The 24,446-nt window shown below is 33.5% G+C and carries 18 protein-coding genes; 1 reads left to right on the plus strand and 17 read right to left on the minus strand.

Annotated features, from left to right (window positions below; genetic code table 11):
• Position 1: 1 nt before the first annotated feature.
• The 4 genes from H1220_08120 to H1220_08135 all read right to left on the minus strand — a co-directional run bounded on the left by H1220_08120 (position 2) and on the right by H1220_08135 (position 5,463).
• Complete coding sequence (locus tag H1220_08120; GenBank protein ID QMI85640.1) at positions 2–1,249, minus strand: hypothetical protein; 1,248 nt, start codon at positions 1,247–1,249, stop codon at positions 2–4.
• Positions 1,249–3,105 carry a cell wall metabolism sensor histidine kinase WalK gene (gene walK, locus H1220_08125; protein ID QMI85641.1) on the minus strand — a complete coding sequence of 619 codons (1,857 nt, stop codon included), beginning with the start codon at positions 3,103–3,105 and terminating at the stop codon, positions 1,249–1,251. The genes H1220_08120 and walK overlap by 1 nt, the downstream gene beginning before the upstream one ends.
• Positions 3,106–3,114: 9 nt before the next feature.
• Entirely contained in the window at positions 3,115–3,819 is a 705-nt protein-coding gene (locus H1220_08130) for a response regulator transcription factor (GenBank protein ID QMI85642.1), read from the minus strand.
• Positions 3,820–3,981: 162 nt separating this feature from the next.
• Positions 3,982–5,463, minus strand: coding sequence for a UDP-N-acetylmuramoyl-L-alanyl-D-glutamate--2,6-diaminopimelate ligase (locus H1220_08135; GenBank protein ID QMI85643.1), 1,482 nt, complete (start codon positions 5,461–5,463; stop codon positions 3,982–3,984).
• A 101-nt stretch (positions 5,464–5,564) separates the two neighbouring features.
• Between H1220_08135 and H1220_08140 the strand changes: the two genes are divergently transcribed.
• A complete protein-coding gene (locus tag H1220_08140) occupies positions 5,565–6,821 on the plus strand; it encodes an NAD(P)/FAD-dependent oxidoreductase (protein ID QMI85644.1) in 1,257 nt (418 codons plus the stop codon).
• 952 nt (positions 6,822–7,773) lie between these two features.
• Here H1220_08140 and H1220_08145 read toward each other — a convergent pair.
• The 13 genes from H1220_08145 to H1220_08205 all read right to left on the minus strand — a co-directional run bounded on the left by H1220_08145 (position 7,774) and on the right by H1220_08205 (position 24,125).
• Complete coding sequence (locus tag H1220_08145) at positions 7,774–8,526, minus strand: C40 family peptidase (GenBank protein QMI86696.1); 753 nt, start codon at positions 8,524–8,526, stop codon at positions 7,774–7,776.
• A 582-nt stretch (positions 8,527–9,108) separates the two neighbouring features.
• Positions 9,109–10,407, minus strand: coding sequence for an adenylosuccinate lyase (gene purB, locus H1220_08150; protein QMI85645.1), 1,299 nt, complete (start codon positions 10,405–10,407; stop codon positions 9,109–9,111).
• An 88-nt stretch (positions 10,408–10,495) separates the two neighbouring features.
• On the minus strand, positions 10,496–11,383 hold the full coding sequence (gene hslO, locus H1220_08155) for an Hsp33 family molecular chaperone HslO (protein QMI85646.1): 888 nt from the start codon (positions 11,381–11,383) through the stop codon (positions 10,496–10,498).
• A 68-nt stretch (positions 11,384–11,451) separates the two neighbouring features.
• Entirely contained in the window at positions 11,452–13,410 is a 1,959-nt protein-coding gene (gene hflB / locus H1220_08160; GenBank protein ID QMI85647.1) for an ATP-dependent zinc metalloprotease FtsH, read from the minus strand.
• A 133-nt stretch (positions 13,411–13,543) separates the two neighbouring features.
• A complete protein-coding gene (gene hpt / locus H1220_08165; protein ID QMI85648.1) occupies positions 13,544–14,092 on the minus strand; it encodes a hypoxanthine phosphoribosyltransferase in 549 nt (182 codons plus the stop codon).
• Positions 14,089–15,375, minus strand: coding sequence for a tRNA lysidine(34) synthetase TilS (gene tilS, locus H1220_08170; protein QMI85649.1), 1,287 nt, complete (start codon positions 15,373–15,375; stop codon positions 14,089–14,091). The genes hpt and tilS overlap by 4 nt, the downstream gene beginning before the upstream one ends.
• 65 nt (positions 15,376–15,440) lie before the next feature.
• Positions 15,441–15,914, minus strand: a complete 474-nt coding sequence (locus H1220_08175; GenBank protein QMI85650.1) for an RNA-binding protein S1 — start codon at positions 15,912–15,914, stop codon at positions 15,441–15,443.
• A gap of 34 nt (positions 15,915–15,948) precedes the next feature.
• Complete coding sequence (locus H1220_08180) at positions 15,949–16,305, minus strand: septum formation initiator family protein (protein ID QMI85651.1); 357 nt, start codon at positions 16,303–16,305, stop codon at positions 15,949–15,951.
• Positions 16,306–16,575: 270 nt separating this feature from the next.
• Positions 16,576–17,865, minus strand: coding sequence for a uracil permease (locus tag H1220_08185; GenBank protein QMI85652.1), 1,290 nt, complete (start codon positions 17,863–17,865; stop codon positions 16,576–16,578).
• 238 nt (positions 17,866–18,103) lie between these two features.
• The gene (gene brnQ, locus H1220_08190; GenBank protein QMI85653.1) at positions 18,104–19,438 is read right to left on the minus strand and encodes a branched-chain amino acid transport system II carrier protein; all 1,335 of its coding nucleotides are present in this window, start codon (positions 19,436–19,438) and stop codon (positions 18,104–18,106) included.
• Between the two features lie 69 nt (positions 19,439–19,507).
• Complete coding sequence (locus H1220_08195; GenBank protein QMI85654.1) at positions 19,508–21,391, minus strand: ABC-F family ATP-binding cassette domain-containing protein; 1,884 nt, start codon at positions 21,389–21,391, stop codon at positions 19,508–19,510.
• A 61-nt stretch (positions 21,392–21,452) separates the two neighbouring features.
• Positions 21,453–23,468, minus strand: a complete 2,016-nt coding sequence (gene metG, locus H1220_08200; protein QMI85655.1) for a methionine--tRNA ligase — start codon at positions 23,466–23,468, stop codon at positions 21,453–21,455.
• Between the two features lie 21 nt (positions 23,469–23,489).
• Positions 23,490–24,125, minus strand: coding sequence for a redox-sensing transcriptional repressor Rex (locus H1220_08205; GenBank protein ID QMI85656.1), 636 nt, complete (start codon positions 24,123–24,125; stop codon positions 23,490–23,492).
• Positions 24,126–24,446 lie beyond the last annotated feature (321 nt).

Consider the following 24,446-nt stretch of genomic DNA (forward strand, 5'->3'; position numbering starts at 1 on the left):
CTCACTCTGCCAAGTAATCGACAAGTCGTTTGGCTGTGTCATTCACAAAAACATACCATTCCGGTACAAGCGTAATGACTTTTGTCTTACTTGGTTGTATCGTGTAAAAAATACCTACACCATCAATATCTGCCATACTTTTATCTTGTTGTTCAAATGCTTCTTGCATATCTTGAAACGACATCATCGCAATATCTTTTCGTTTCATGGATAATTCTGTTTGTAAAATATACGACGATGACATGGTTGTAATAATACCGTCTTGTCTTACTTTTAACCGTGTTGTAGAAAAATTCTCTACCGTATCCATAATGGGTAATTTAGCGACATATCTTCTAAAATGCAATGTTTCACCATTTTGCCCTGCAAACAATACTCTTTTTGGCCATTTTTCAAAATAATCTAGTTGTGTCGCAATGGTTTGTAAATATTGTGGCGTTGAAAAGGTTCGATACTGAGTAGACAAGACCAATCCTGTATCTTTACCTATCGTTAAATCAAATTGATTATTCACGTATCTATACGCCGTGGATGTTGATTCATTTTTTAAATTAATTGTTGAACCAAATAAAGTTTTTATATACTGTGTTGGGTTGATTTGTTCTAATAAATACATACGTTGTTTGAAAATTTCATTATGCGATAACACATAATAGTACGTATCTTTTCCTTGTACAGCTTCCACATCAAAAAAACTTGGTCGATACTTTTGTTCAAGACTGTAAAAAGTATCATAATTCATTGGTTTTTCAAGTGAAAAACTATACACATGCTTTGTTTTATCATTCACTGCATAAAGTGTATTGCTATCTGAAAAAACAAACACAAATCGTGTAAATGTTTCTTCTATTTTATCGCCACTATCTATATTACATAAATATTTTGCAATTTGAAAAGTCATTGGTGCAGGAAAAATATATTGTGCACTTTTTTGAGATAAAAATGCTAAATAATCTGCCGAAGATAATACTCTATCACTTGAAAAAGTCATCTTTTGATGATCTAACAAATTTACAAAAGCATCTATACTCTCTTCTTCATACGTCAGTTGTAATGTGTCATTGTGATACATAAGCATTTGATTAGGTTTGAAGAACGCACCAATTTGTTTATCATTTTTTGCGACTGTTACAATCGTTGTGGTATCCACCTTATCTTGTTTTGGTTTAAACATAACCCAGTATGTACACACTAAACTTATCGCCACTAAAACAGCTAAAATGACTGTATAAAATCGTGAAACTTTCATCACCATTCCTCCTCATCGCCATAGAACGTTACTTTTGGTAATGAAATAAAAAATGTTGACCCTTTATTTTCTTGACTGGTTACCCACACATTCCCACCATGAAGTGTAATTACTTCTTTAGAAATAGCCAACCCTAGTCCCGTTCCGCCTTGTGCTCTTGAACGAGCTTTATCAACGCGATAAAAACGTTTAAAAATATGCGGCAATGCTTTACGTGAAATACCTAAACCTTGGTCTGTGACACTCACAACAATATTGTCATCTGTTTCTACTAAACGGCATGTAATAGTTCCTCCGTCTGGAGAATATTTAATCGCATTGTCCATAATATTGTCGATAACTTGTGTTAACTTATCTTGATCTGCCTCAACCCATAACGTATGGTTTTTTACTTCTCGTACAATTTTATGAGATTTATGTGCATAGTCTTCTGTTGATAAGAGCATATCAAATCTATCTAAAATACGATTTAACAATTTTGTTACATCAATCATTTCAAGCTCTAGTTTTTGAATACCTGCATCCATTTTTGACAAGTTTAATAAATCTGCAACCATACGAATCATACGATTTGCTTCAAACTGAATAACTTCTAAAAAGTTTGGTGCCAGTACATCATCTTTCCACGTCCCATCAATTAACGCTTCTGTATAACTACGAATACTTGTTAGTGGTGTTCTTAATTCATGTGATACATTCGACACAAACTCTTTACGCTCACGATCAATTTTTTCTTGTTCTGTAATATCTGACAGCACACATACCAATCCACTAATAAAACCCGATTCCCTTTGAATAACAGAAAATTCACCACGAATAATCGTTTCTTCTCCCTCACTAACAGACGACAAAATCAATTCATCTTGCGTTTGTAATAATTGTCTATATGTATATTTTTGACGAATACCAAATACATCCATAATAGACGCATTAATAACATCTTCTTCATTAGTATCTAATAGACGTAAAGCTGCTTCGTTGATAATCACAACATTCCCACGTCTATCTGTGGCAACCACACCATCACTCATGTGTTTTAACACACTATCTAAACGTTGACGCTCCGCTTCGATAGACGCATTTGCCTCTTTAATCCGAATAGCTAGGTTATTTATTGAATTTGCCAATGTCCCTAATTCATCGTTTCCATATACTGTAACATCGCCAGAGTCGTATTCTCCCTCAGCAATTTTTTCAGTTTTATTTTTAATTTCTGATACGGGTTTTGCAATTCCTCTGCTAGAAATGACAAAAGCAATAGCCACTGTCGCAAATAATGCAATGACCATAACGTTTAAAAATAAAGATGAAATCTCTTGTAGTTGCACATACACACTAGAAATATTAGCGTCTACAACGACAACACCCATTAACGTTCTATCTTGTGACATCACAGGCATAATAACACGTAAAATGGTTTGATTCCCTTCAGAAGATGAATATTGATATTTTTTAGAGGCACCTGTTAGTAGTACTTCTTTCACATCAGGTTCTTCGGTCAATTTCCCGACAACATCACGATTCACTTGACTGGCTACATCAACCACTTCATTATGTTTATCAACAATTTGAATATTTAAAATATTTTGCCCTTGTGTTGCTTGAAATAATTCGGAACTTTTTTCAATACGTTTTTCTTTGTTTATTTCTTGCAAAACAGCAGTAGCGCTATTGGCTAAGAAATTCGTCTGTCCTGTTACTTGCGTTTCAAAGTTTTGAATTAACTGTGTTTCTAATTGTCGTGTAAAAAAGACACCTACTAATTGAAACGATACTAAAAATAACAATCCAAAAATAGCTGGTACTTTAAAATGGATGGAACGAAAATTTAAATTTAATAAAAATTTTCTAAACATATCTCTATCCTATTCTTGTTCACTACTTTTCACAAAATAGCCAACACCACGACGTGTCATTAACCAAGTTGGATGACTTGGAACATCCTCAATTTTTTCACGCAAACGACGAACGGTCACATCGACTGTACGCACATCTCCAAAATAGTCATATCCCCAAACGGTTTGTAATAAATCTTCTCGAGTCATGACTTGATTTAAGTGTTTTGCTAAGTAGTGTAATAACTCAAACTCTCGATGTGTTAATTCAATTTCCTCTCCACGTTTAGATACGATATATGCATCTTCATGAATGATTAAATCTCCCAATACAATTTCATTAGCAGGAGATGTTTCTTCCACAACAGCTTTAGTTGCTTTTCTTCTTAAATTCGCTTTTACTCTCGCTACAAGTTCGCGATTTGAAAAAGGTTTTGTCACATAATCATCTGCACCTAATTCTAATCCCAATACTTTATCAATCTCTGAATCTTTAGCTGTTACCATAATAATTGGCATATCATGCGTTTGACGTACCGTACGACAAACTTCTAAACCATCAATTTTTGGTAACATTAAGTCTAGTAGCATCAAGTCAGGAGATATTTTTTTTACCATTTCAATCGCTTCTTCTCCGTCAAAAGCTACATAAACATCATAACCTTCTTTTACTAAATTAAATTTCACAATTTCTGCAATTGATTTTTCATCATCTACTACTAAAATTTTTTTCATCGTTAATCTCCTTATATTTCGTCTATATGCCTTTTTAGATACACTAAGACCATTCTATAATAAGTATACCAATACACTTACAAAAACTCAATAAATAGGAGGGGATAATACATTGAGTTTACACATAAAAATAGCGAATGACTATTGTCATTCACTATTTTTCTAAATAGATATTGTTCCCTCTTTTTCAAATGAATTTATAATAAATTGCTTTTCATCAAATGGTACTTTTTCACTGCCTATTAACTGATATGTTTCATGTCCTTTTCCAGCAAAGACGACAATATCTCCTTTTTTGCTTAATGAAGCCGCAAGTTCAATAGCTTTTTGTCTATCAATTTCTTCATACACAATACAATTTGTGTCTGTAAAGGATTGTTTAATATCATCAATAATATGTTGAGGATTTTCATGTCCTGGATTATCCGATGTAATAATCGCAATATCTGCATATTTAGACACAACATCCCCTAATTCTTTTCGTCTAATTTGTGAACGATCTCCAACAGAACCAAATAAAATAATCAATCGTTCATAGTTATAATGGTTTAATGTCAAAATAACATTTTCTAAACTAAATCCATTATGGGCATAATCCAATACAGCTAATACTTGCTTATGATTTGGAATGAGTTCCATACGTCCTGCTACTGTTGTTTGGTTCAATAAAGAAATAACCTTTTGTTCATCTTGATTCAAAATATCTGCAACAGCTAAAACAACTAAAGCATTATACACATTAAATTTTCCTGGCACAGGTAGTAAAACAGATTTCGTTACATGTTGTTTGTGATAAGCAAAAGACATGCCCACTTGACGTTTATCAAATAAATACTGTAATTCTGTCGCTTGATAATCACTCTTGTTATCCAATCCATACGTATACACTTTTTGGTTTTGTTTGATAAAGTGATTAACATACCTATCATCATGATTGACAATTGCTATTTTTGTTAAATCAAACAAATGTGTTTTCCAGTGCAAATAGTTTTCAAAAGTCGGATGCTCTAAATCTCCAATATGGTCATAGGCCATATTGGTAAAAATAGCTATATCAAAATCAATATGCTCGACACGGCTCATCATCAACCCTTGGGAAGACACTTCCATAAAACAGGTTGTAATCCCTTGTTGGAGCATTTGATGCATCACTTTATGTAATTCATAACTTTCTGGTGTTGTATTGGCCGTTTGTAAATATGTATCTCCATAATAAATACCGTTCGTTCCGATAACTCCAGTCTTTAAGCCTACATCCTTCAAAATTTTATAAAGTAATGTTGTTATCGTTGTTTTTCCTTTTGTTCCCGTAATGCCTACTACTGTCATTTTCTTAGACGGTTCTTCAAAAAACAAAGAGGATACTTTACTTAATATATATCGACTATCTTCAACAAGAATCAGTAGTGCATCTTCAGGCACTTGTACACGTGTTTGTCCAACAAATACCCGACATCCTTTTTTGTACGCTTGGGGTATAAATGTCGTACCATCACTCGTTCTACCTTTTAATGCAAAAAATATTGTCTTTTCTTTAACTGTTTTCGTATTATAACTTAAATCCTCTATCGCCGTTTCTAATAGACTTACATTCCCAATATATTCAATGACCGGTATATCTACAAACATCTGACTGACTTTCATTTTTTAGCCCTCTTCCTTCTTCACGTAGATTTACTATATCACATTTTTTATTCTTTTGGTATGATAGTATGTAAGAATAGACAGAAGAAAGGAAATGAATAATGTACGATGTAATTGTCATTGGTGGTGGTTCAAGCGGATTAATGGCTTGTGTTTCTGCTGCAAAGACGGGTGCCAAAGTTTTACTCCTAGAAAAAAATGCTTCTTTAGGACAGAAACTTTTATTAACAGGTGGAGGACGTTGTAACATTACAAACAATCGCCCTGCTGAAGAAATTGTAGCACATATCCCAGGAAACGGACGTTTTTTATATAGTGCTTTTTCTCAATTTGATAATTATGACATTATTAAATTTTTTAAGGAAAATGGCGTGACCTTAAAAGAAGAAGATCACGGTAGAATGTTTCCAACAACTGATAAAGCAAGAACTATTTTAGATACTTTTATTTCTTTGATTAAACAACATGGCATACATGTACAAACAAAAAATACTGTTTCTAATCTCTTATTTGACGAAAATAAAGTATGTGGCGTTCATCTGGAAGACGGAACAACTATTCATGCTAAAAGCGTTATTATTGCTACTGGGGGGAAATCTATCCCAAAAACAGGTTCAACAGGCGACGGCTTTAAATGGGCAGAACAAGCAGGACATACGATTGTTCCTTTATTCCCAACTGAAGTCCCTCTCACATCAAGTGAGCATTTTATTCAACAAAAAACATTACAAGGTTTATCTTTAAGAAATATTTCATTGAGTGTACTAAACCAAAAACAAAAACCAATTATTTCTCATCAAATGGATATGATTTTTACGCACTTTGGTATTTCGGGTCCTGCTGTACTAAGATGTTCCAGCTTTGTATACAAAGAACAAAAAAAACAAAAGAAAAATGACATACACATGCACTTAGATTGTCTACCAGATATATCTATCGGGCAGCTTGAACAGGACTTTATGAAACACCAAAAAGAACAAAGTAAAAAAGAAATCAAAACCATTTTAAAACAATACATTCCTGAACGTTTGGCTCTTTTTTACTTAAATCAAGCCAATCTTATACCTGAAACGCCATTACAAACATTATCTCATCAAGACATAAAACATATTTGTCATCTACTAAAACATTTCACTTTTACGGTTAATGGCTCTTTACCCCTTGAAAAAAGTTTTGTCACTGGCGGAGGTGTAAACACAAAAGAAATCAATCCTAAAACAATGATGTCTAAATTAAAAGAAGGCCTATACTTTTGTGGAGAAGTACTTGATATTTACGGTTACACCGGTGGATACAATATTACATCTGCTTTTGTCACAGGTTATTTAAGTGGCTTTCATGCCGGACAACAAAAATAAGCTCTTCATCAAATCGCATTAGTAAATTCCCTCTATCAACATGATTTATGATAAACTCAAAGAGCCGACCACGCGGTCGGCTCTTTTCATATCGCTATAAAAAATAAGAGCAGTTAGAAACTAACTACTCTTACGGTTATAATAGGGGTCTAAATCAAAAGGGGATAAGATTTAGAACAAACAAGTATAGTTAGAAAAAATTCATTATCATTCAGCAATAGAACAAAAGGGGAGAATTCTATGCAATGATAAATGACTTTTATCAAACTATGACACATAAGCATAAAATGATTGAAAAAGGGGGAACAATCATTTTATACCCAATCAAAGGACGTAATCCTTTGACTTGATAAATTATAGCACATTATTTTTTATTTGTCTTTAAAAAAAATAAAATTTTTATAATTTTTTATAAGAAAATTATTTTTTCTTAATGTTCTATTATTTTAAGCTCTCTACGATTAAAAATCTTATGTTTCAGAAGAAACAATCCCATTTATTATGTCTTTTACGCTAACTTTTTGTTATATTACATTAAAAAATAAAAAATATAAATAATCCTTTTTTAATAAGCGTTTTTATTTGTTTCAATACGTAAAAAATATACATTTTATACAATTAAAAAATACTCACTCGCTCACCACTATAAAAGAAATATCTGTCATTATACGATGCATTTTCAATAGTACAAATAGAAATATAGCCATTATCATCATTTTATGAGCATAACCATATTTTTCAAATAAACTAGCACACATATTAGATATAGTAGAAAATAATCATACATGCTTTTATCAAAATCATTCCGTAGATTTCCTAACATACTATTTAAAAAATAAAAAAGTACTAAATAACTAATAAATGCCTTTCATTATCTAAATCTCTCCACCCACACGATTTGACACAGAAAATAAAAAGAACCACTAAAGAAATCTTTAGTGGTCTTTTTCAACTATTTTACACGAATGAAAACTGGACCTGAACCAACATAAGCTGTATTTACAACTGTTGTATTTCCATTCCATCCACCATGAACAGCCTTACCATTTCCAATATAAACAGCAATATGTGCTAAGCCCATACCACCATTTGCGTAATAAATCAAATCTCCTGGTTGAGCTTCAGCTGCTGAAACAACTGTTCCCAATGACATATAACCAATTGGCCAACCATGATAATTGATACCTGCTGCTCTTAATGCATTCGTTGCTAATCTTGTACAATCTTGCATCACACCTAATTGTGCCAAGGCTGCTGCTGCAATAGCTTGACCTTTAGCACTTGATGTTGCACCAATGGATACATCTGCTTGTGATGTAATCGATTGTTGAGATGATGTCGCTGTCGCAATACCTTGCCCCACTTGTTGTGCTGCCAAAGCATTACGTGTTTGTTGCTCTTTTGCTTGTTGTTCTTGTGCTGCTTTTAATTTCGCAATACGTTCTGCTTCTGCTTTTTTAGCTGCTTCTGCTTGACGAATTGCTTCGTCACGTTTTGCTTCTAAATCTTTTTTATCTTTCTCAGCACTTGCTTTTTCAATGGCAATCGAAGAAACGTATACTTCACGTTCTGCTTTTTTTACAGATAATTCATTTTGTAAGTCACTTAACTCTTTTGCATTTTGAGATTGTTCTACTAATTTTTTCTCAACTTCTACTTTTTTATTTTCAACACTTTCTTTATCACGTACTTGTTGTTCACGCATTTCCGCTCCAGATGTTACTAATGCAGAAATAGCATTGAAACGCTCGATAGCATCTACAATAGAACGAGAACTTAAAATAACCCCTAGATAGTTTTCTAATGTATTTTCTGTTTGCTCTGCACGTGCTTGTGTTTGTAATTTAACCGTGCGTTTAGCAATAATTTCTTCTAAAGTTTTAATATCTTCTGTTAATGTTGTTAACGTTTTTTGCGTTTGTGTCATTGCTTCTTGTAATTGAGCAGATTTTTCTTCTGCTTCAGTAATTTGTGCCGACACATTTGCCAATTCTTTTTCAGCTTCACTTAACTTATTTGTTAAATTCTCAACTTGATTTTTTGCTTTCTCAATTTGACTATTTACATCTTCGGCATAAGCCATATAAGGTGTTACAACTGATGTTACAGTTAATGATGCAACAGCCAATACTGTCAATAATTTCTTATTCAAGTCTATTCCTCGCTTCGTGAGTATGACAAAATCATACATATATTGTTACGTTATACATTTTAACACAATATATACTGAATACATGCCTTTTTACGAAATTGTTTTCACTTTGTAATATAAATGTAACAAAAGATACTAATCGAGTAATCCTACTCGTTTAAAAATAGTATCTACTTGTTTTAAATGGTAATGATAGTCGAAAGCATCGTCTAAATCTTCTTTCGTTAAGACAGCCATAATTTCTGACTGAGCTTCTAAAATCGGTCTAAAAGCTGTTTGATTATCCCATGCTTTTGCTGTACAAGGCTGAACCAAATCATATGCTTGTTCACGACTCATCCCTTTATCAATCAGTTTCAGTAAAACACGTTGTGAATAAATAAGACCAAATGTTGCATCCATATTACGTTTCATATTTTCAGGAAATACCGTTAAATTTTTTACAATATTTGCAAAACGATTTAACATATAATTTAACAGTGATGTACTATCTGGTAATATAATACGTTCTGCTGAGGAATGTGAAATATCACGTTCATGCCACAAAGCAACATTTTCATAAGCTGTTACCATATGCCCACGAATAACACGAGCAATACCACACATATTTTCTGAACCAATGGGATTACGTTTATGAGGCATAGCCGAAGATCCTTTTTGACCTTTAGCAAAATATTCTTCAACTTCCCTTGTTTCAGATTTTTGCAATCCACGAATTTCAACAGCAAAATTTTCAATACTTGTTGCGATTAAAGCTATTGCTGATAAATAATCTGCATGTAAATCTCGTGGTAAAACTTGTGTTGACACTTCTTGAGGACGAATGCCTAATTTTTGACAAACGTACGCTTCTACTTCTGTTGGAATATTTGCAAAAGTCCCTACAGCACCACTAATTTTTCCTGCTTCTACACCTTTGGCTGCATGTTCAAAACGTTCGATATTCCGCTTCATTTCAGAATACCAACGTGCCATTTTCAATCCAAATGTTGTTGGTTCTGCATGTACACCATGCGTACGTCCCATACATACCGTATCTTTATAGGTAATTGCTTTTTCTTTTAATACATTCAAAAAGTTCTCTAAATCTTTTCTTAAAATATCATTAACTTGTTTTAGCTGATAGCCATAAGCTGTATCCACAACATCTGTACTCGTTAATCCATAATGCACCCATTTTTTTTCATCACCTAAAGATTCTGATACAGCACGTGTGAATGCCACCACATCATGTCTTGTTTCTTCCTCAATTTCTAAAATACGTTCAATAGAAAATGTTGCATTTTTTCTAATTTTTTCAACATCTTCTCTTGGAATTTCACCTAATTCTGCCCAAGCTTCATCAGCTAAAATTTCTACTTCTAACCATGTTTGATAACGATTTTCCTCTGACCATACTTTTGCCATTTCTGGACGTGTGTAACGTGATAACATACAATACATTCCTTTCGCTTATGATTACCTTTATAACATACATAAAAAAACAATGTTAAGCAAGTATAAACATTGTTTTTTTCATTCTTTATGCTTTTGTTTCAATTGATTGTATCAATTCTTGTAAATCCTCTTCAGAAAAATAATATTTATCATTACAATAATGGCATACAATCTCAGCGCCTTTATCTTGTTCCTTAATTTCTTTTAAATCCTCTAGTCCAAGTGTTAATAAGCCTGCTTCAAATTTTTCTCGTGTACAGTCACAATGAAAAGCAACTGGTAATGTTTCTAAAATATTCACATGCTCTTTTCCAAGTACCCATTCTAATAGTTCTTCTGGTTTACAGCCTGAATCCATTAAATCTGAAATTTGAGGCATTTTTTGAATACGATTTTCTATCTCAGTAATCACATCATCAGTGGCACCTGGCATCACTTGTATCATAAATCCACCGGCTGTTTTGACGCTATCATCGGTATCCACTAAAACACTCACACCAACGCATGACGGTGTTTGTTCAGAAAGTGCCATATAATATGTAAAATCTTCACCCAATTCTCCATCAATAATTGGTACTTGCCCAGAAAAAGGTTCTTTTAATCCTAAATCTTTACGAACGGTTAGCGTTCCTTGTGTGCCAACAGCACCACGTACATCTAACTTGCCATATACATTTAACGGTAAGGATAAATTAGGATTTTGAATATATCCTCTTACTTGTCCACTACCATTGCTATCGACTACAATTTTACCCGCCGGTCCATCTCCTTTGACTTCAACCGTTAATTTTTCTTCTCCTTTTAAATTATAGCCTAATAATAAAGCGCCAATCATCGTTCTACCTAAAGCAGCCGTTGAAGTATGCCACGTATCATGACGTTTTTGGGCTTCTTTAACCGTCTGTGTTGCATCAACAGCAAATGCGCGAATTTGCCCGTCAAATGCCAATGCTTTTACAAAATAATCCGACATATTTATATATTCCTTTCATGAAAAATGGCGTTAAGTGGCACGACGTGCCACTTAACGCATTCATTCGTTTATGCTTCTTGTTCTTTTATATTTTCTTCTGATGTTTCTTCCACTACTTTTTCACTTGGATAGTCAACCTCTTCTGGCATTTTTCCAGTTTCAAATAATGTTTTAATTGCACGACCATCAATCGTTTCAAGTTCAATTAATTTTTCCGCAATTAAATCTAATTGTGTTTTATGTTTTTCTAAAATGTGACGTGCTTTTTGTTTTGCTTGATTCATAATATCAATAACTTCTTTATCAATCGCACTCGCTGTATTATCAGAGTAATGTCTATTTGTCATAAAGCCATTATTATCTAATTTATAATCAACCATACCAAGCTTATCACTCATCCCATAAACCATAACCATAGAACGTACAATTTGAGATGCCTGTTCAATATCATTACTTGCACCTGTTGAAGATTCATTAAAAATTAACTCCTCTGCTGCACGTCCCGCAAGCAAACCAACTACTCTATGGAATAATTCTTCTCTTGAGTAGACAACTTGATCTTCTTTTGGAACAGAAATCACGTATCCTGCTGCACGCCCACGTGGTACAATCGTCACTTTATGGACATCTTGTGCAGATGCTAATACTAGACCGGCAATGGCATGTCCTGCTTCATGGTAAGCAACAACACGATTTGCTTTTTCTGTTCTCACACGATCACGTTTTGCCAAACCGGCTATAATACGATCTTGTGCTTCATCTATATCTTCCGCATCAATCATTTTTTTGTTTAAACGAGCCGCAATAAGTGCTGCTTCATTTAATAAGTTTGCTAAATCAGCACCTGAAAATCCCGGTGTTTTTTCTGCAATATCTTTTAAATGAACATCTTTAGCCATTGGTTTTTTTCGTGCATGAACAGCTAAAATTTCTTCACGTGCTTTCACATCTGGATTACCAACTAAAATTTTTCTATCAAAACGTCCTGGACGTAGCAAGGCTGGGTCTAAAACATCTGAACGGTTTGTTGCAGCAATAACAATAACACCTTCATTACCTTCAAACCCATCCATTTCAACTAACATTTGGTTTAATGTTTGTTCACGCTCATCGTTTCCGCCACCCATACCAGCTCCACGGCGACGACCTACTGCATCAATTTCATCAATAAAAATAATTGCTGGTGCAGATTTTTTTGCTTTTTCAAATAAATCACGCACACGACTTGCACCAACCCCAACAAACATTTCCACAAACTCAGAACCTGAAATAGAATGGAATGGTACATTTGCCTCACCGGCAACTGCTTTTGCCAATAATGTTTTACCAGTTCCTGGAGGGCCTTCTAATAAAACACCAGAAGGTATTCTAGCTCCCAAGGCTGTAAATTTACGAGGGTCTTTTAAAAATTCAACAATTTCTAATAATTCTTGTTTCTCTTCTTCTGCACCGGCAACGTCAGTAAAACGTACTTTACTTGGTTTACCTTGTGTATCTTCAGGACGTAATTTCCCAAAACTCATTGGATTACGGCCTCCGGCACCACCCATATTGCCCATCATGCTAAACATGAAGAAAATAAGAACAGCTGTTGGAATTAAATTGGCTAAAACAGAAATCCAAATACCTGATTGATCTCTTTGCTCTGCTTTGACTTCTACACCTTTTTCCAATGATAATTTTTCAATCGTTTCTTTCATGTATTCAGAATTACTAATGTAAAGTTTAAACTTTTTAACTTTAGATTGACCAGAACCTAAAAAGTTTGTAAAAATACCTGTTTCAACAGCTTTAACATCAATAGATTCTTTCAACTCACCCGTAACTTCAACCGCATCATCTACAGGTTGTGTTTTTATGCTCTTGACATTATTTTTTTGTAATTGCTCAAATAATTCTGTCGTTGTAATGGCATTTTGCCCTGATGACGTGCTCCCGCCCGTTGCCAGAGAGAAAAAGCCCCAAACGACTGTTATACACAAGAGCAAATACAACACATTGCTTCCTATAAAGCGTTTTTTATTCATTTATACCTCCTACATGCCATATTGTCATGTTTCAAACTATCTTCAATCTATTCTTACGCTAACAGCGTCACGTTATATCTTAGCATAATTGATTTTAAAAATACATCAATTTGCAAAAAATCAACCTTTAGTCTTAGTCTTTTTCTGAATAGACAGATTCTTTTAATACACCGATATATGGTAAGTTACGATATAGTTGAGCATAATCTAATCCATAACCAACAACAAACTCATTTGGAATTTCAATACCTACATAATCTGCATCTAATGAAACAACTCGTCTTTCTGGTTTATCTAATAAGGTCACGACTTTAATAGACTCTGCTTTACGGTATTCAAACAATTCTTTCAATTTCATCAATGTTCTACCTGTATCCACAATGTCTTCAATTAAAATCAAGTGACGTCCTTCAACAGATGTATCTAAATCTTTCAAGATTTTGACATAACCAGAAGACTCTGTTTCATCCCCGTAACTACTCACATCAATAAAATCAAGTTCTAAAGGAATAGACATATTTCGTACTAAATCTGTCATAAACATAATACACCCTCTTAAAACTCCTACGATTAAAGGCTTTTTCCCGTCATATTCTGCTGACAATTGTTCACCTAAACGTTTTACACACTCTTCTAATTCTTCTTTTGTCACAAGAACTTTTTCAATATCTTCATGTATCATGATTTTTCTCTCTTTCTATAAATAATATATCGCTCACTTATTTTACCAGTTTCTCTAAAATTAGACAATCGTTGACAACGCTCATCTAAAATCGCTAAAACATCATTTTTTTTATTTACAATTAAATAAATACTATCTCGTTCACTTTTAGGTATTTTTTCGTCAATAAAAATACGATTGATTTTTTTTGAAAAAGTACCTAAACACATCTTATCTCCTGTTTGTCGTGTTCGTATAGTCAATGGCAAATCATCTATGGATACCGGACAAATAGCATGCTCTGTACTATCAGACACATATAAGCAATAATCTTGTATATCCACTGTGTCATCTTCGGTCATATTTAGTGCTTTATACTGGTGATTCGTTTTTCGTTCTAGAAATCCATTCCCGTAACGATTAACGCATTGCCATCCATTTTTTAAATCACACACTTTTTCTCCTGCTGTATGATTAAGTAGATTCAAAACGTCCTCAATAGCACTCTTTGTCACGAGTTGATGTTGCCGAAGCCATTTAACAATAATTTGTTTTTGTAGATAAGTTGGCAAAGTTCTGAATGTTTCTCCTTGAATACAATTCTTTTGCACAACATGCTCATACGTATGAACGATATGCTCATTAGCAATCTGTAGCACATCTATTAATTCTTTTGAAAAATCTTCTATATGTTTTGAAAATTGATGATTTTCTTTTTTTAATAGTGGCAAAATATGGTGTCTAAAACGATTTCTTGTATAAGCATCAGAATGATTGGTACTATCTTCTAAATAGTCAATTCTATGATTTTTTGCATAGTCCATCAACATTTCTTTTCCATATAATAATAAAGGACGAACGAGTTGACAATTTTCAGTAAAAAATCGTACTTGTTGCATACCTACCAAGCTCTCAAGACTACTCCCTCGAACGAGTTTCATCATGATTGTTTCAACTTGATCGTCTAAATGATGGGCCGTCACAAGATGCGTACATTGGTGCTCTTGAACAATTTTTTTCAAAAATCCATAGCGATACGTTCTTGCTTCGTCCTCAGAAAGAAGAGTTGGAATATCCTCATTGGTTACGAACGGAATACCTTCCCTTCGACAAACATTCTGAATAAGTTGAATATCCTTATATGCCTCTTGACGAATACCGTGATTGACATAAGCTACCAATGCTCTAGGACGATTTTTTAACTGTATATATAAATCAAGTAATACCATGGAATCTACTCCTCCTGAAATCGCCAATAAGAGCTTGCTCGTTTTATTCCAAAAATGCGGTAACTCTACTGTCATAATAATCTCCATTCAATAAAAGATAAAAGCCCCTCCTAACAATAGGCTAGGATAGGGGTTCTTTTTTAACTACGACGTCCACCACGTCCACCACGTTTTCCTTCTGTATTACGTTTTAAAGAAAGCAATCTTTCATCACTATCTTTTAAGAAGGCACTCATTAACGCATCAAAATCATCTTGTTTTTTTACTTCTTTTGGTTTTTGTGGTGCTTTTGATTGAAATGACGGACGTTCTTTAAAACTTGTGTGGTTTTCGGATTGTTGTTTTTTAAATTTAGGTTTAGATTGTTCAGAAGCTGGTTTTTCAATCGTTTGTTTAATGGATAAACTAATTTTTCCATCTGGAGAAATATTTGTCACTTTTACATTCACTGTATCTCCAACAGCCAACACATCGTTGACATCATTAACAAACGTATCTGACACTTCACTGATATGCACAAGCCCTGTTTGATTATTTTCCAACTGTACAAATGCTCCAAATTTTGTAATGCTTGTCACTTTACCAGACAATTTATTTCCTACTTCAACTACCATAAAATGATATTTCCTCCACTATACATTAAATTGTTTATTCTTTGTTTTCTTGCTCTTCCCTTTTCTGTTCTTGCTTTAATAACATGTTTTCACTTGGAATATTAAAAATGATTTCATCTTTTGTTCCCATAAATCCTCTGCTTCTAGCGAGTTTCAAAATATAATCATCATCGTTTAGCAAATCCACTTGGGCTTGTAATTCCATTTTCTGAACTTCAGCTTTTTCCTTATCCGCCTGAACATTTTTAAGGGTTTGTTGAAATTCTTGATTTTGTTTCACATTTTGCCATATTTGAAAAACCAATAAGCCTGCCAACACACTACTAATAAGCAACCATATAAACACTCGATTGGTGGCGTGCTTTGCACTATTTTTATTTACTTTTGCCATATAAAAGCTATCAGTGATAGCACTATCCTCCTATCTTGCCTATACAATTTTATAGTTACTAAAAGTATAGCAAGTTTTGAATAATTTTGTCTATGATAAAACGTAATTTTTTTATAATTTATTAAAAAATACATTTTATCAATATATATGTACACTATAAAACACTGCTCTTTTTGGATATTCCTTACAAAAATACGTTAAATAGCCCGTGACTATTTAACGTATACGTCTTTTGTGTAAAATCTATTTAGTATCAAAGATGCCTCTTATCTATAACACTTCTTTTCCTGCTTCGCCTTTTTTATTTGGTAAAATTAAATTCAAAATAATCCCCGCTAAAGCACTTAGTGCTGTCCCTGATAGTGTCAATTCTGGTGTTACTTGTAAAACCGCTCCACCAAGTCCTAAAACCAACATTGCACTTGCGATAATTAAATTTTTAGATAAACCAAAGTCTACTTTTGCTTCAATCAACACTTTTAAACCATTACTTGCAATAACTCCATATAAAAGAATAGACATCCCACCGATAACTGCCGTTGGAATAGTAGAAATAAGTGCTGTAAATTTACCTAATGTACTCAACCCAATCGCAATCAATGCAGCGTTACGAATAACAGATACAGAAGCAATACGTGTCATACCAATGACACCCGTATTTTCTCCGTATGTTGTATTAGCTGGTCCTCCCAAAAAGGCTGATACAGAGGTTGCTACACCATCTCCAATTAACGTCCATTTTAATCCTGGATCTTTCAAAAATTGTCGTTTACAAATTTCACCTAATACTGTGTGATCTCCAATATGCTCTGAAATCGTCACAATCGCAATCGGAACGATTGCCAATGATTCTGCTCCAAAATCTAATGTATATGATTTAAACCATGGTGTTGCAAATGGTAAAGAAAAATCAGGAATACTAATCCATGGTGCACTCACTACGGCAGAAAAATCAACTAATCCAACAAATATTGCGACAATATATCCCGCTAAAATACCTAGTAAGAACGGAATAATTTTGAAAAAGCCTTTTGCCGTTGTATTGATATAAGCTGTCACTAGAAATGTTGCGACTGCAACAAAAATTTGTTTCAAATCAGCATCTTTTATAAAACCTGCATTTGTTACGGCTGAATTTGCTAAACCTAATCCAATAACCATAATCATTGGTCCAATCACAATAGGTGGTAATAATTTATCTACCCATTTTGTCCCAATTACACTAATCACACCGGCAATCAATACATAAACAAAACCAACTAAAATAATACCTGTTTGTGCCGCTGAAATATCCCCATTTTTTTGTTGAATAGCTAAACTCATTGCACTAATATACGCAAACGAAGAACCTAAATAAACAGGAACTTTTGCTCTTGTAGCAAGTATATAGATCAATGTCCCTAATCCACTACAAAACAACGCTACTGATACAGACATGTTCAGTAAAATCGGTACTAAAATCGTTGCACCAAACATCGCAAAAATATGTTGCACACTCAATAATAATCCCATTTTCCATTCCGGCTTTTGATGCACGTCTAATAATAATTTCTTTTCCATATTTTCCTCCTATATTTTTGGGCATAAAAAAAGCCCGAAATAATGGTATTCGGCCTGAAAAATTTGATTATTCAATTCTTTCTTTGTTATCTCACGGAATAACGTTAAAGACCTATACAACAAAACTATATCATTTTTTTAATATTTATGCAAGATGTACACCCTTAGTCTAATTGAATAATAATTATACCCTAAAAATAAGCAACGTGAAGTAACCTCGTCACTTCACGTTGTTTGTTTATTTATGTACCATAACTGAAAAATCAAAAGGTTCTCCGAGCTGTCTATTAGGCAAAACACATGCAATCAGCATACAGACTATATCTGGTAATAGCCAACCCAATGATTGTTTCGTCAGTGGCAACTGTGCCAATACCTCTGAAATACCACTCACTTTAATCACAGAGAAAATAGAAATGAATACAACCACTCCCACGGTTAATTGCATACCAAATTTAGACATTGGGACAAACTTATTCACAATCACAAGCAATACAATACTAATCGCAATCGGATATAATATCAATAAAACTGGAACTGAATATTTAATCACATTACTTAATCCTAAATTAGCAATGACTAAGCCTACTAATGTAAATACTCTTGCATACATTTTATAACTAATTTTTGAATATAATTCACTAAAAAATTCACTGGCAGATACAATTAAACCAACTGTTGTTGTAAAACACGTTAAAATAACCATACCTCCTAAGAAATATTGGCCTACCGAACCAAATAAATCTTTCGTAATTTCTGTCAATAAATAAGCCCCTTTGTTAATGTTACTATTAGACAAAACCTCTTGTGGAACAGGAAATTTATTTCCTAATAGCCCTAATCCTACATAAAAAACACTAAATCCAATTGCTACTAAAATACCTACACCCCAAATAGTTTGTAAATACTCTTTTTTTGATTGAAACCCAAACTGTTTCAATGTCTGTAACGCAACCACACAAAAAGCAATGGCTGCTAATGCATCTAAGGTATTATATCCTTCAATAAATCCTGTTAAAAAAGGCGCTTGAACATACTCTGGACTAGCTATTGACACTGGATTTTGATGATATTTCATAATACCTAATACCATCACAACCACAATCATAAGAGCAAACATCGGTGTTAAAATTTTACCAACACTTTTTAAAATACTATTTGGATTAACCGATAATAAATACGCACATCCAAAATACAATACAGTAAAAATAAACAAACCTATTTGTAAACTATTTTCAGGTATGAATACTTTTACACCAATTTCAAATGATGTTGTCGCTGTACGTGGAATAGCAAAAAATGGACCAATCGTTAAATATAAAGCAGATAAAAATAAGGCAGAAAACCATCTTGATATTTTCCCCTCTATTTCTTTTTTATAGCCATCTTTTCCAAGTGTTCCAATAATTAGAGTTAAAACAGCGACACCCACTCCTGATAATACAAACCCTGTCATTGCAGGCCAAAAATATTGTCCAGAATATAATCCTAATGCTGGTGGAAAAATTAAATTTCCTGCACCAAAGAAAATACCAAATAACAACAAAGCTGTTAAAAAACTTTTCTTTAACATAGTTCCTCCATTTATTTTATCATTTTTGTTCATTATAAAAGATATGATAACCGTTTTCAATATAGATTTTTAGGCATCATAAAATGTACTTAAATATTCCCAGCGCTCCATTTTATCTAAGAGTAAGGCTTCTTTCTCTTCTAGCTCAAGCTGTAATGACTGCAATATATCAAATGCACTTGCTTGTTGTACCATTTCTTCCTGAATTTTTGCAATTTCTTGTTCTAAATGAGTAATATCATCCTCAATCGTTTCCCAATCTTTTTTCTCTTGATACGTCATACGCTTTTTCACTGTTTTTTGTTCTTGTTCAACGAATGATATTGCCCTTTCTCTTTTTTCATGGACATTCTCTATTTTCTTTTTCTCTAAATAATCCGTCATACTTCCAATAAATGTATCGTATTGTCCATTCCCATTTAATACAATAAGTTTATCTGTTGTTCTGTCTAAAAAATATCTATCATGTGACACAACAATCACAGCCCCGGAAAAAGTGTCTAAGTAATCTTCCAATACTTGTAACGTCGCAATATCTAAATCATTTGTTGGTTCGTCCAATAGTAATACATTAGGCTTTTGAATAAGCAACTGCAATAAATATAAACGTCTTTTTTCTCCTCCCGATAATGTTCCGATAAGAGCACCATGCATATGACGAGGAAATAAAAATGTTTCCAGTAATTCTGTCACACTCATTTTTTGCCCTTGTCCCACTTCAACTTCCTCTGCTACTTCTTGCATATAAGTAACCACTCGTTTATCTTCTGGCAAGTCGTCTGATAATTGTTTGTAATAGGCAATTTTAACAGTTTCTCCAACTTTAAATAAACCACTTGTAAAGGGTAGATTTTGTGCAAATGCGTGTAGCAAGCTCGTTTTACCAACACCGTTTTCTCCAACAATTCCTAATCTATCATGCGTTTGAACAATATATGTAAAATCTTCCACAACTGTATGTTCTCCTACGGTTAAAGTAACCTGTTCACACTCAAAGACACGTTTTCCTAATCGTGAGCCTTCTACATTCAATGACATCGTTTGTGTTTCGACTTTATTTTTGACTTGTTCTTCAATCTCTTTAAAACGATGAATACGTGCCTGTTGTTTTGTCGTTCTTGCTTGTGCTCCTTGACGCATCCACGCTAATTCACTAGTATACAATTTTTCCATTTTAGCGTGCATACGCTCTTGAATAGCTTGTCTTTGAGATTTTTGCTCTAAATACGTTTCGTAATTTCCCTCATAAACCTCAATTTTTCCATTTATCAATTCAAACATTTTGGTTACAGCACGTTCTAAAAAATACCGATCATGCGTGACTAAAATCAATGCTCCTTTATACTGCGCTAAATATTGTTCAAGCCATTCAATACTTTCATAATCTAAATGGTTTGTCGGCTCATCTAAAAGTAACAAATCAGGCTCTTCAATTAACACTTGCGCTAATCCCACACGTTTTCTCTGACCACCCGAAAGTGTACTAATTTTTTGCGTTAAGTCTAGAATACCTAATTTTGTTAAAATCGTTTTAATTTGAACATCGTACTGCCAAGCATTCGTTTGCGTCATCTGCTGCTCTGCGTGTGTGTATTGTTTTTGATAAACTGGATTTTCAGGGTCTTGCTCTAGTGCCAAAACAGCCTGCTCATATTGTTTAACCACTTGTAATAAAGGTGCATCTCCATTATAAACCGCTTCAAAAACCGTATCCTGCTCAGATAAAAATGGATTTTGCTTTAAATAACCAATTCTAAAGTCATTGGCACATTCAATCTCTCCACTATCTGCTACATCTTCTCTACTTAAAATAGACATCAAAGAACTTTTTCCAGTTCCGTTTTGTCCAATTAGTCCTATATGTTCACCTTCACGAATATGAAATGAAACACCATTTAATAAAGTTTTAATGCCATATGTTTTATGTAAATCAATTACTTTAAAATCTTTCATGATAACTCCTAATCAAAAGAACAGCGTTAAACCGAGTTCGGTTTAACGCTGCATTTACTCATTACGCTACTGTTGAACCAATTTGTGATTCTTCTGGAGCAAAAACAACTTGTAGTTGACCGTCTTTCTCAGCAGATAAAATCATACCTTGACTAATATACCCTCTTAGTTTACGTGGTTTTAAATTTGCAACAATCACAACTTTTTTCCCTATAAACTCTTCAGGATTTGGATACCATTGCGCAATACCAGATAGTATTTGACGATGTCCTCCTTTATCACCTGCATCTAGTCTGAATTTTAATAGTTTATCAGCGCCCTCAACACGTGAACAATCAACAACTTGCGCGACTTTTAATTCAATTTTATCAAAATCTTCATAAACAATCGCATCTTTTTGACAACTTAATTCTGTTTTTTCAGGTTCAAAAACCTCTACCTCTTCTTTTACTGGTGCTCCTGCTGCCATACGTTCTTTAATATACGCAACTTCTATATCCATATCTAAACGTGGGAAAATCGGTTCTCCTTTTTCCACAACTTTTGTGTTGACTGGAATAACACCAAATGTGTGCATAGACGGATAATCTTTTAATGTTTCATTTTCAATACATAGTTGCTCAAAAATACGTTTTGGTGTATCTATTAAAAACGGTTGTAAAGAAACAGCAATGATACGTAAACTTTCTGCTAAATAGTTCATTGTACGTGCCAATTCCTCTTGTCTTGTGTCGTCTTTTACTGCTGCCCATGGTGTTGTTTCGTCAATATATTTATTTGTACGAGAAACAAATTTCCAAATAGCTGTTAATGCCACTGAAAATTGCATATTATCCATTGCTTGTTCGACTTCATCAATCATATCTTTTGACGCTTGTATCAGTTCTGAATCATAATTAGAAACAGGTTGTGTAAAACTTGGAATCACACCGCCACAATATTTATTGATCATCGCAATCGTACGATTTAATAAATTCCCCAAATCATTTGCTAAGTCATAGTTAATACGCTCTACAAAAGATTCTGGTGTAAAAATACCGTCTGAACCAAATGGTACTTCACGTAATAAATAATAGCGCAATGCGTCTAATCCATAACGTTCAATTAATGTATTTGGATCAACAACATTTCCTTTTGATTTAGACATTTTCCCGTCTTTCATCAATAACCAACCGTGTGCAAAAATTTTCTTAGGTAATGGTAAATCAAGTGCCATTAACATAATTGGCCAATAAATCGTATGGAAACGAACGATTTCTTTTCCAATAAAATGCACATCTGCTGGCCAATATTTGTTAAAGAGTGTTTCATCATCTGAACCATATCCTAAAGCCGTAATATAGTTTGATAATGCATCAATCCATACGTAAATAACATGTTTTGGATCATTTGGTACTTTAATACCCCAATCAAACGATGTACGCGATACCGCTAAATCTTCTAAACCCGGTTTAATAAAATTGTTAATCATCTCATTACGACGTGATTCTGGTTGAATAAAATCTGGGTGTTCTTCATAATATGCCAATAATCTATCTGCATATTTACTCATTCTAAAGAAGTAAGATTCTTCTTTCACAAGTTGTACTTCATGACCGCTCGGCGCAATACCACCAATCATTTTTCCGTTTTCATCACGAAACACTTCTTGTAATTGTGATTCTGTAAAATATTCCTCATCAGATACAGAATACCACCCTTCGTACTCACCTAAATAAATATCTCCATTATCAACTAATTTTTGGAAGATTTTTTGAACAGATTCTTTATGTCTTGTCTGTGTCGTACGAATAAAATCGTTATAAGAAATATCCAATAATTCCCACAACGATTTAATACCATGAATAATATTATCTACAAATTCTATTTCAGTAACTCCAGACTCTTGCGCTTTTTGCTGGATTTTTTGTCCGTGCTCATCTGTTCCTGTTAAAAAATAAGTATCAAATCCTTGTAATTTTTTATAACGTATCATTGCATCACTTGCAACCGTTGTATAAGCATGCCCTATATGCAGATTCCCACTCGGATAATAAATAGGCGTTGTTAAATAAAAAGATTTCTTGTCTTTTGCCATACGATTCCTCCTTATTTTGTATTATTCAACATTATCCAAGAAATAAATCAATGTTTGTAATTCATTTGTTAAGTCAACATTTTGTACACGTACACCTTCTGGCACAGATAAACGTAGTGGTGTAAAGTTTAAAATCCCTTTTACACCTGCTTTTACGGCTATTTCTGCTGTTTCTTGAGCAACAGTTTGTGGTACCGTTAAAATGATAATATCAATTTTTTGTATTTTTAACTGCTTTTCCATATCATTCATATCATATATAGGTACACCACTTTGAATTGTACCAACAATGTCTTTTGACACATCGAACGCTGCACTAATACGCACACTATTACTTTGTTGGAAATTATAATTTAACAACGCATGTCCTAAATTCCCAACACCAACAAGCGCCACATGTGCCAGTCGATCTTGATTTAATGTTTTATTGAAAAAGGCTAATAAAGCCTCAACATCATACCCATACCCTCGTTTTCCAAGTTCTCCAAAATGTGAAAAGTCACGGCGTATAGTCGCACTATCTACTTTAATAATCTCACTTAATTCAGCAGATGAAATTCTTGTTTTACCAGAGTCTAATAATAACTGTAAGTAACGATGATACAAAGGTAAACGTTTAACCGTAGCATTTGGAATTTTACTTATATTTTCACTCATCTCAATGCCCTCGTTTTCTTAAATATTCTATATTGATATTACTATACTTTAGTGAAAAAAACTACAAAAAGAAATCAATTTGTCTAATTATAACAAATAAATTCACTCATATCTATTCGATATATACGAATATCAATATGAATGCGAACAAATAATGTACAAAACGTTTGTTCTTTATAAAAAGAATACTAATGTGCATGGTACCAGACATCATATCAAATGAAAAAGGTAGTAAAAACGGCTGTATAATTTTTAGGGTTGATGGCATAAGCCACCAACCCTAATTTTATGTAGACAAAAAGGCAATTTTCTCTTAAATTA

This window comes from Carnobacteriaceae bacterium zg-84, from assembly GCA_013874835.1.
Lineage (GTDB): Bacteria > Bacillota > Bacilli > Lactobacillales > Aerococcaceae > WM01.

Coding starts and splice junctions, on each gene's coding strand:
- H1220_08120 (QMI85640.1), bottom strand. CDS start 1,249: ATGAAAGTTTCACGATTTTATACAGTCATTTTAGCTGTTTTAGTGGCG.
- walK (QMI85641.1), bottom strand. CDS start 3,105: ATGTTTAGAAAATTTTTATTAAATTTAAATTTTCGTTCCATCCATTTT.
- H1220_08130 (QMI85642.1), bottom strand. CDS start 3,819: ATGAAAAAAATTTTAGTAGTAGATGATGAAAAATCAATTGCAGAAATT.
- H1220_08135 (QMI85643.1), bottom strand. CDS start 5,463: ATGAAAGTCAGTCAGATGTTTGTAGATATACCGGTCATTGAATATATT.
- H1220_08140 (QMI85644.1), top strand. CDS start 5,565: ATGTACGATGTAATTGTCATTGGTGGTGGTTCAAGCGGATTAATGGCT.
- H1220_08145 (QMI86696.1), bottom strand. CDS start 8,526: ATGCGTGAACAACAAGTACGTGATAAAGAAAGTGTTGAAAATAAAAAA.
- purB (QMI85645.1), bottom strand. CDS start 10,407: ATGTTATCACGTTACACACGTCCAGAAATGGCAAAAGTATGGTCAGAG.
- hslO (QMI85646.1), bottom strand. CDS start 11,383: ATGTCGGATTATTTTGTAAAAGCATTGGCATTTGACGGGCAAATTCGC.
- hflB (QMI85647.1), bottom strand. CDS start 13,410: ATGAATAAAAAACGCTTTATAGGAAGCAATGTGTTGTATTTGCTCTTG.
- hpt (QMI85648.1), bottom strand. CDS start 14,092: ATGATACATGAAGATATTGAAAAAGTTCTTGTGACAAAAGAAGAATTA.
- tilS (QMI85649.1), bottom strand. CDS start 15,375: ATGACAGTAGAGTTACCGCATTTTTGGAATAAAACGAGCAAGCTCTTA.
- H1220_08175 (QMI85650.1), bottom strand. CDS start 15,914: ATGGTAGTTGAAGTAGGAAATAAATTGTCTGGTAAAGTGACAAGCATT.
- H1220_08180 (QMI85651.1), bottom strand. CDS start 16,305: ATGGCAAAAGTAAATAAAAATAGTGCAAAGCACGCCACCAATCGAGTG.
- H1220_08185 (QMI85652.1), bottom strand. CDS start 17,865: ATGGAAAAGAAATTATTATTAGACGTGCATCAAAAGCCGGAATGGAAA.
- brnQ (QMI85653.1), bottom strand. CDS start 19,438: ATGTTAAAGAAAAGTTTTTTAACAGCTTTGTTGTTATTTGGTATTTTC.
- H1220_08195 (QMI85654.1), bottom strand. CDS start 21,391: ATGAAAGATTTTAAAGTAATTGATTTACATAAAACATATGGCATTAAA.
- metG (QMI85655.1), bottom strand. CDS start 23,468: ATGGCAAAAGACAAGAAATCTTTTTATTTAACAACGCCTATTTATTAT.
- H1220_08205 (QMI85656.1), bottom strand. CDS start 24,125: ATGAGTGAAAATATAAGTAAAATTCCAAATGCTACGGTTAAACGTTTA.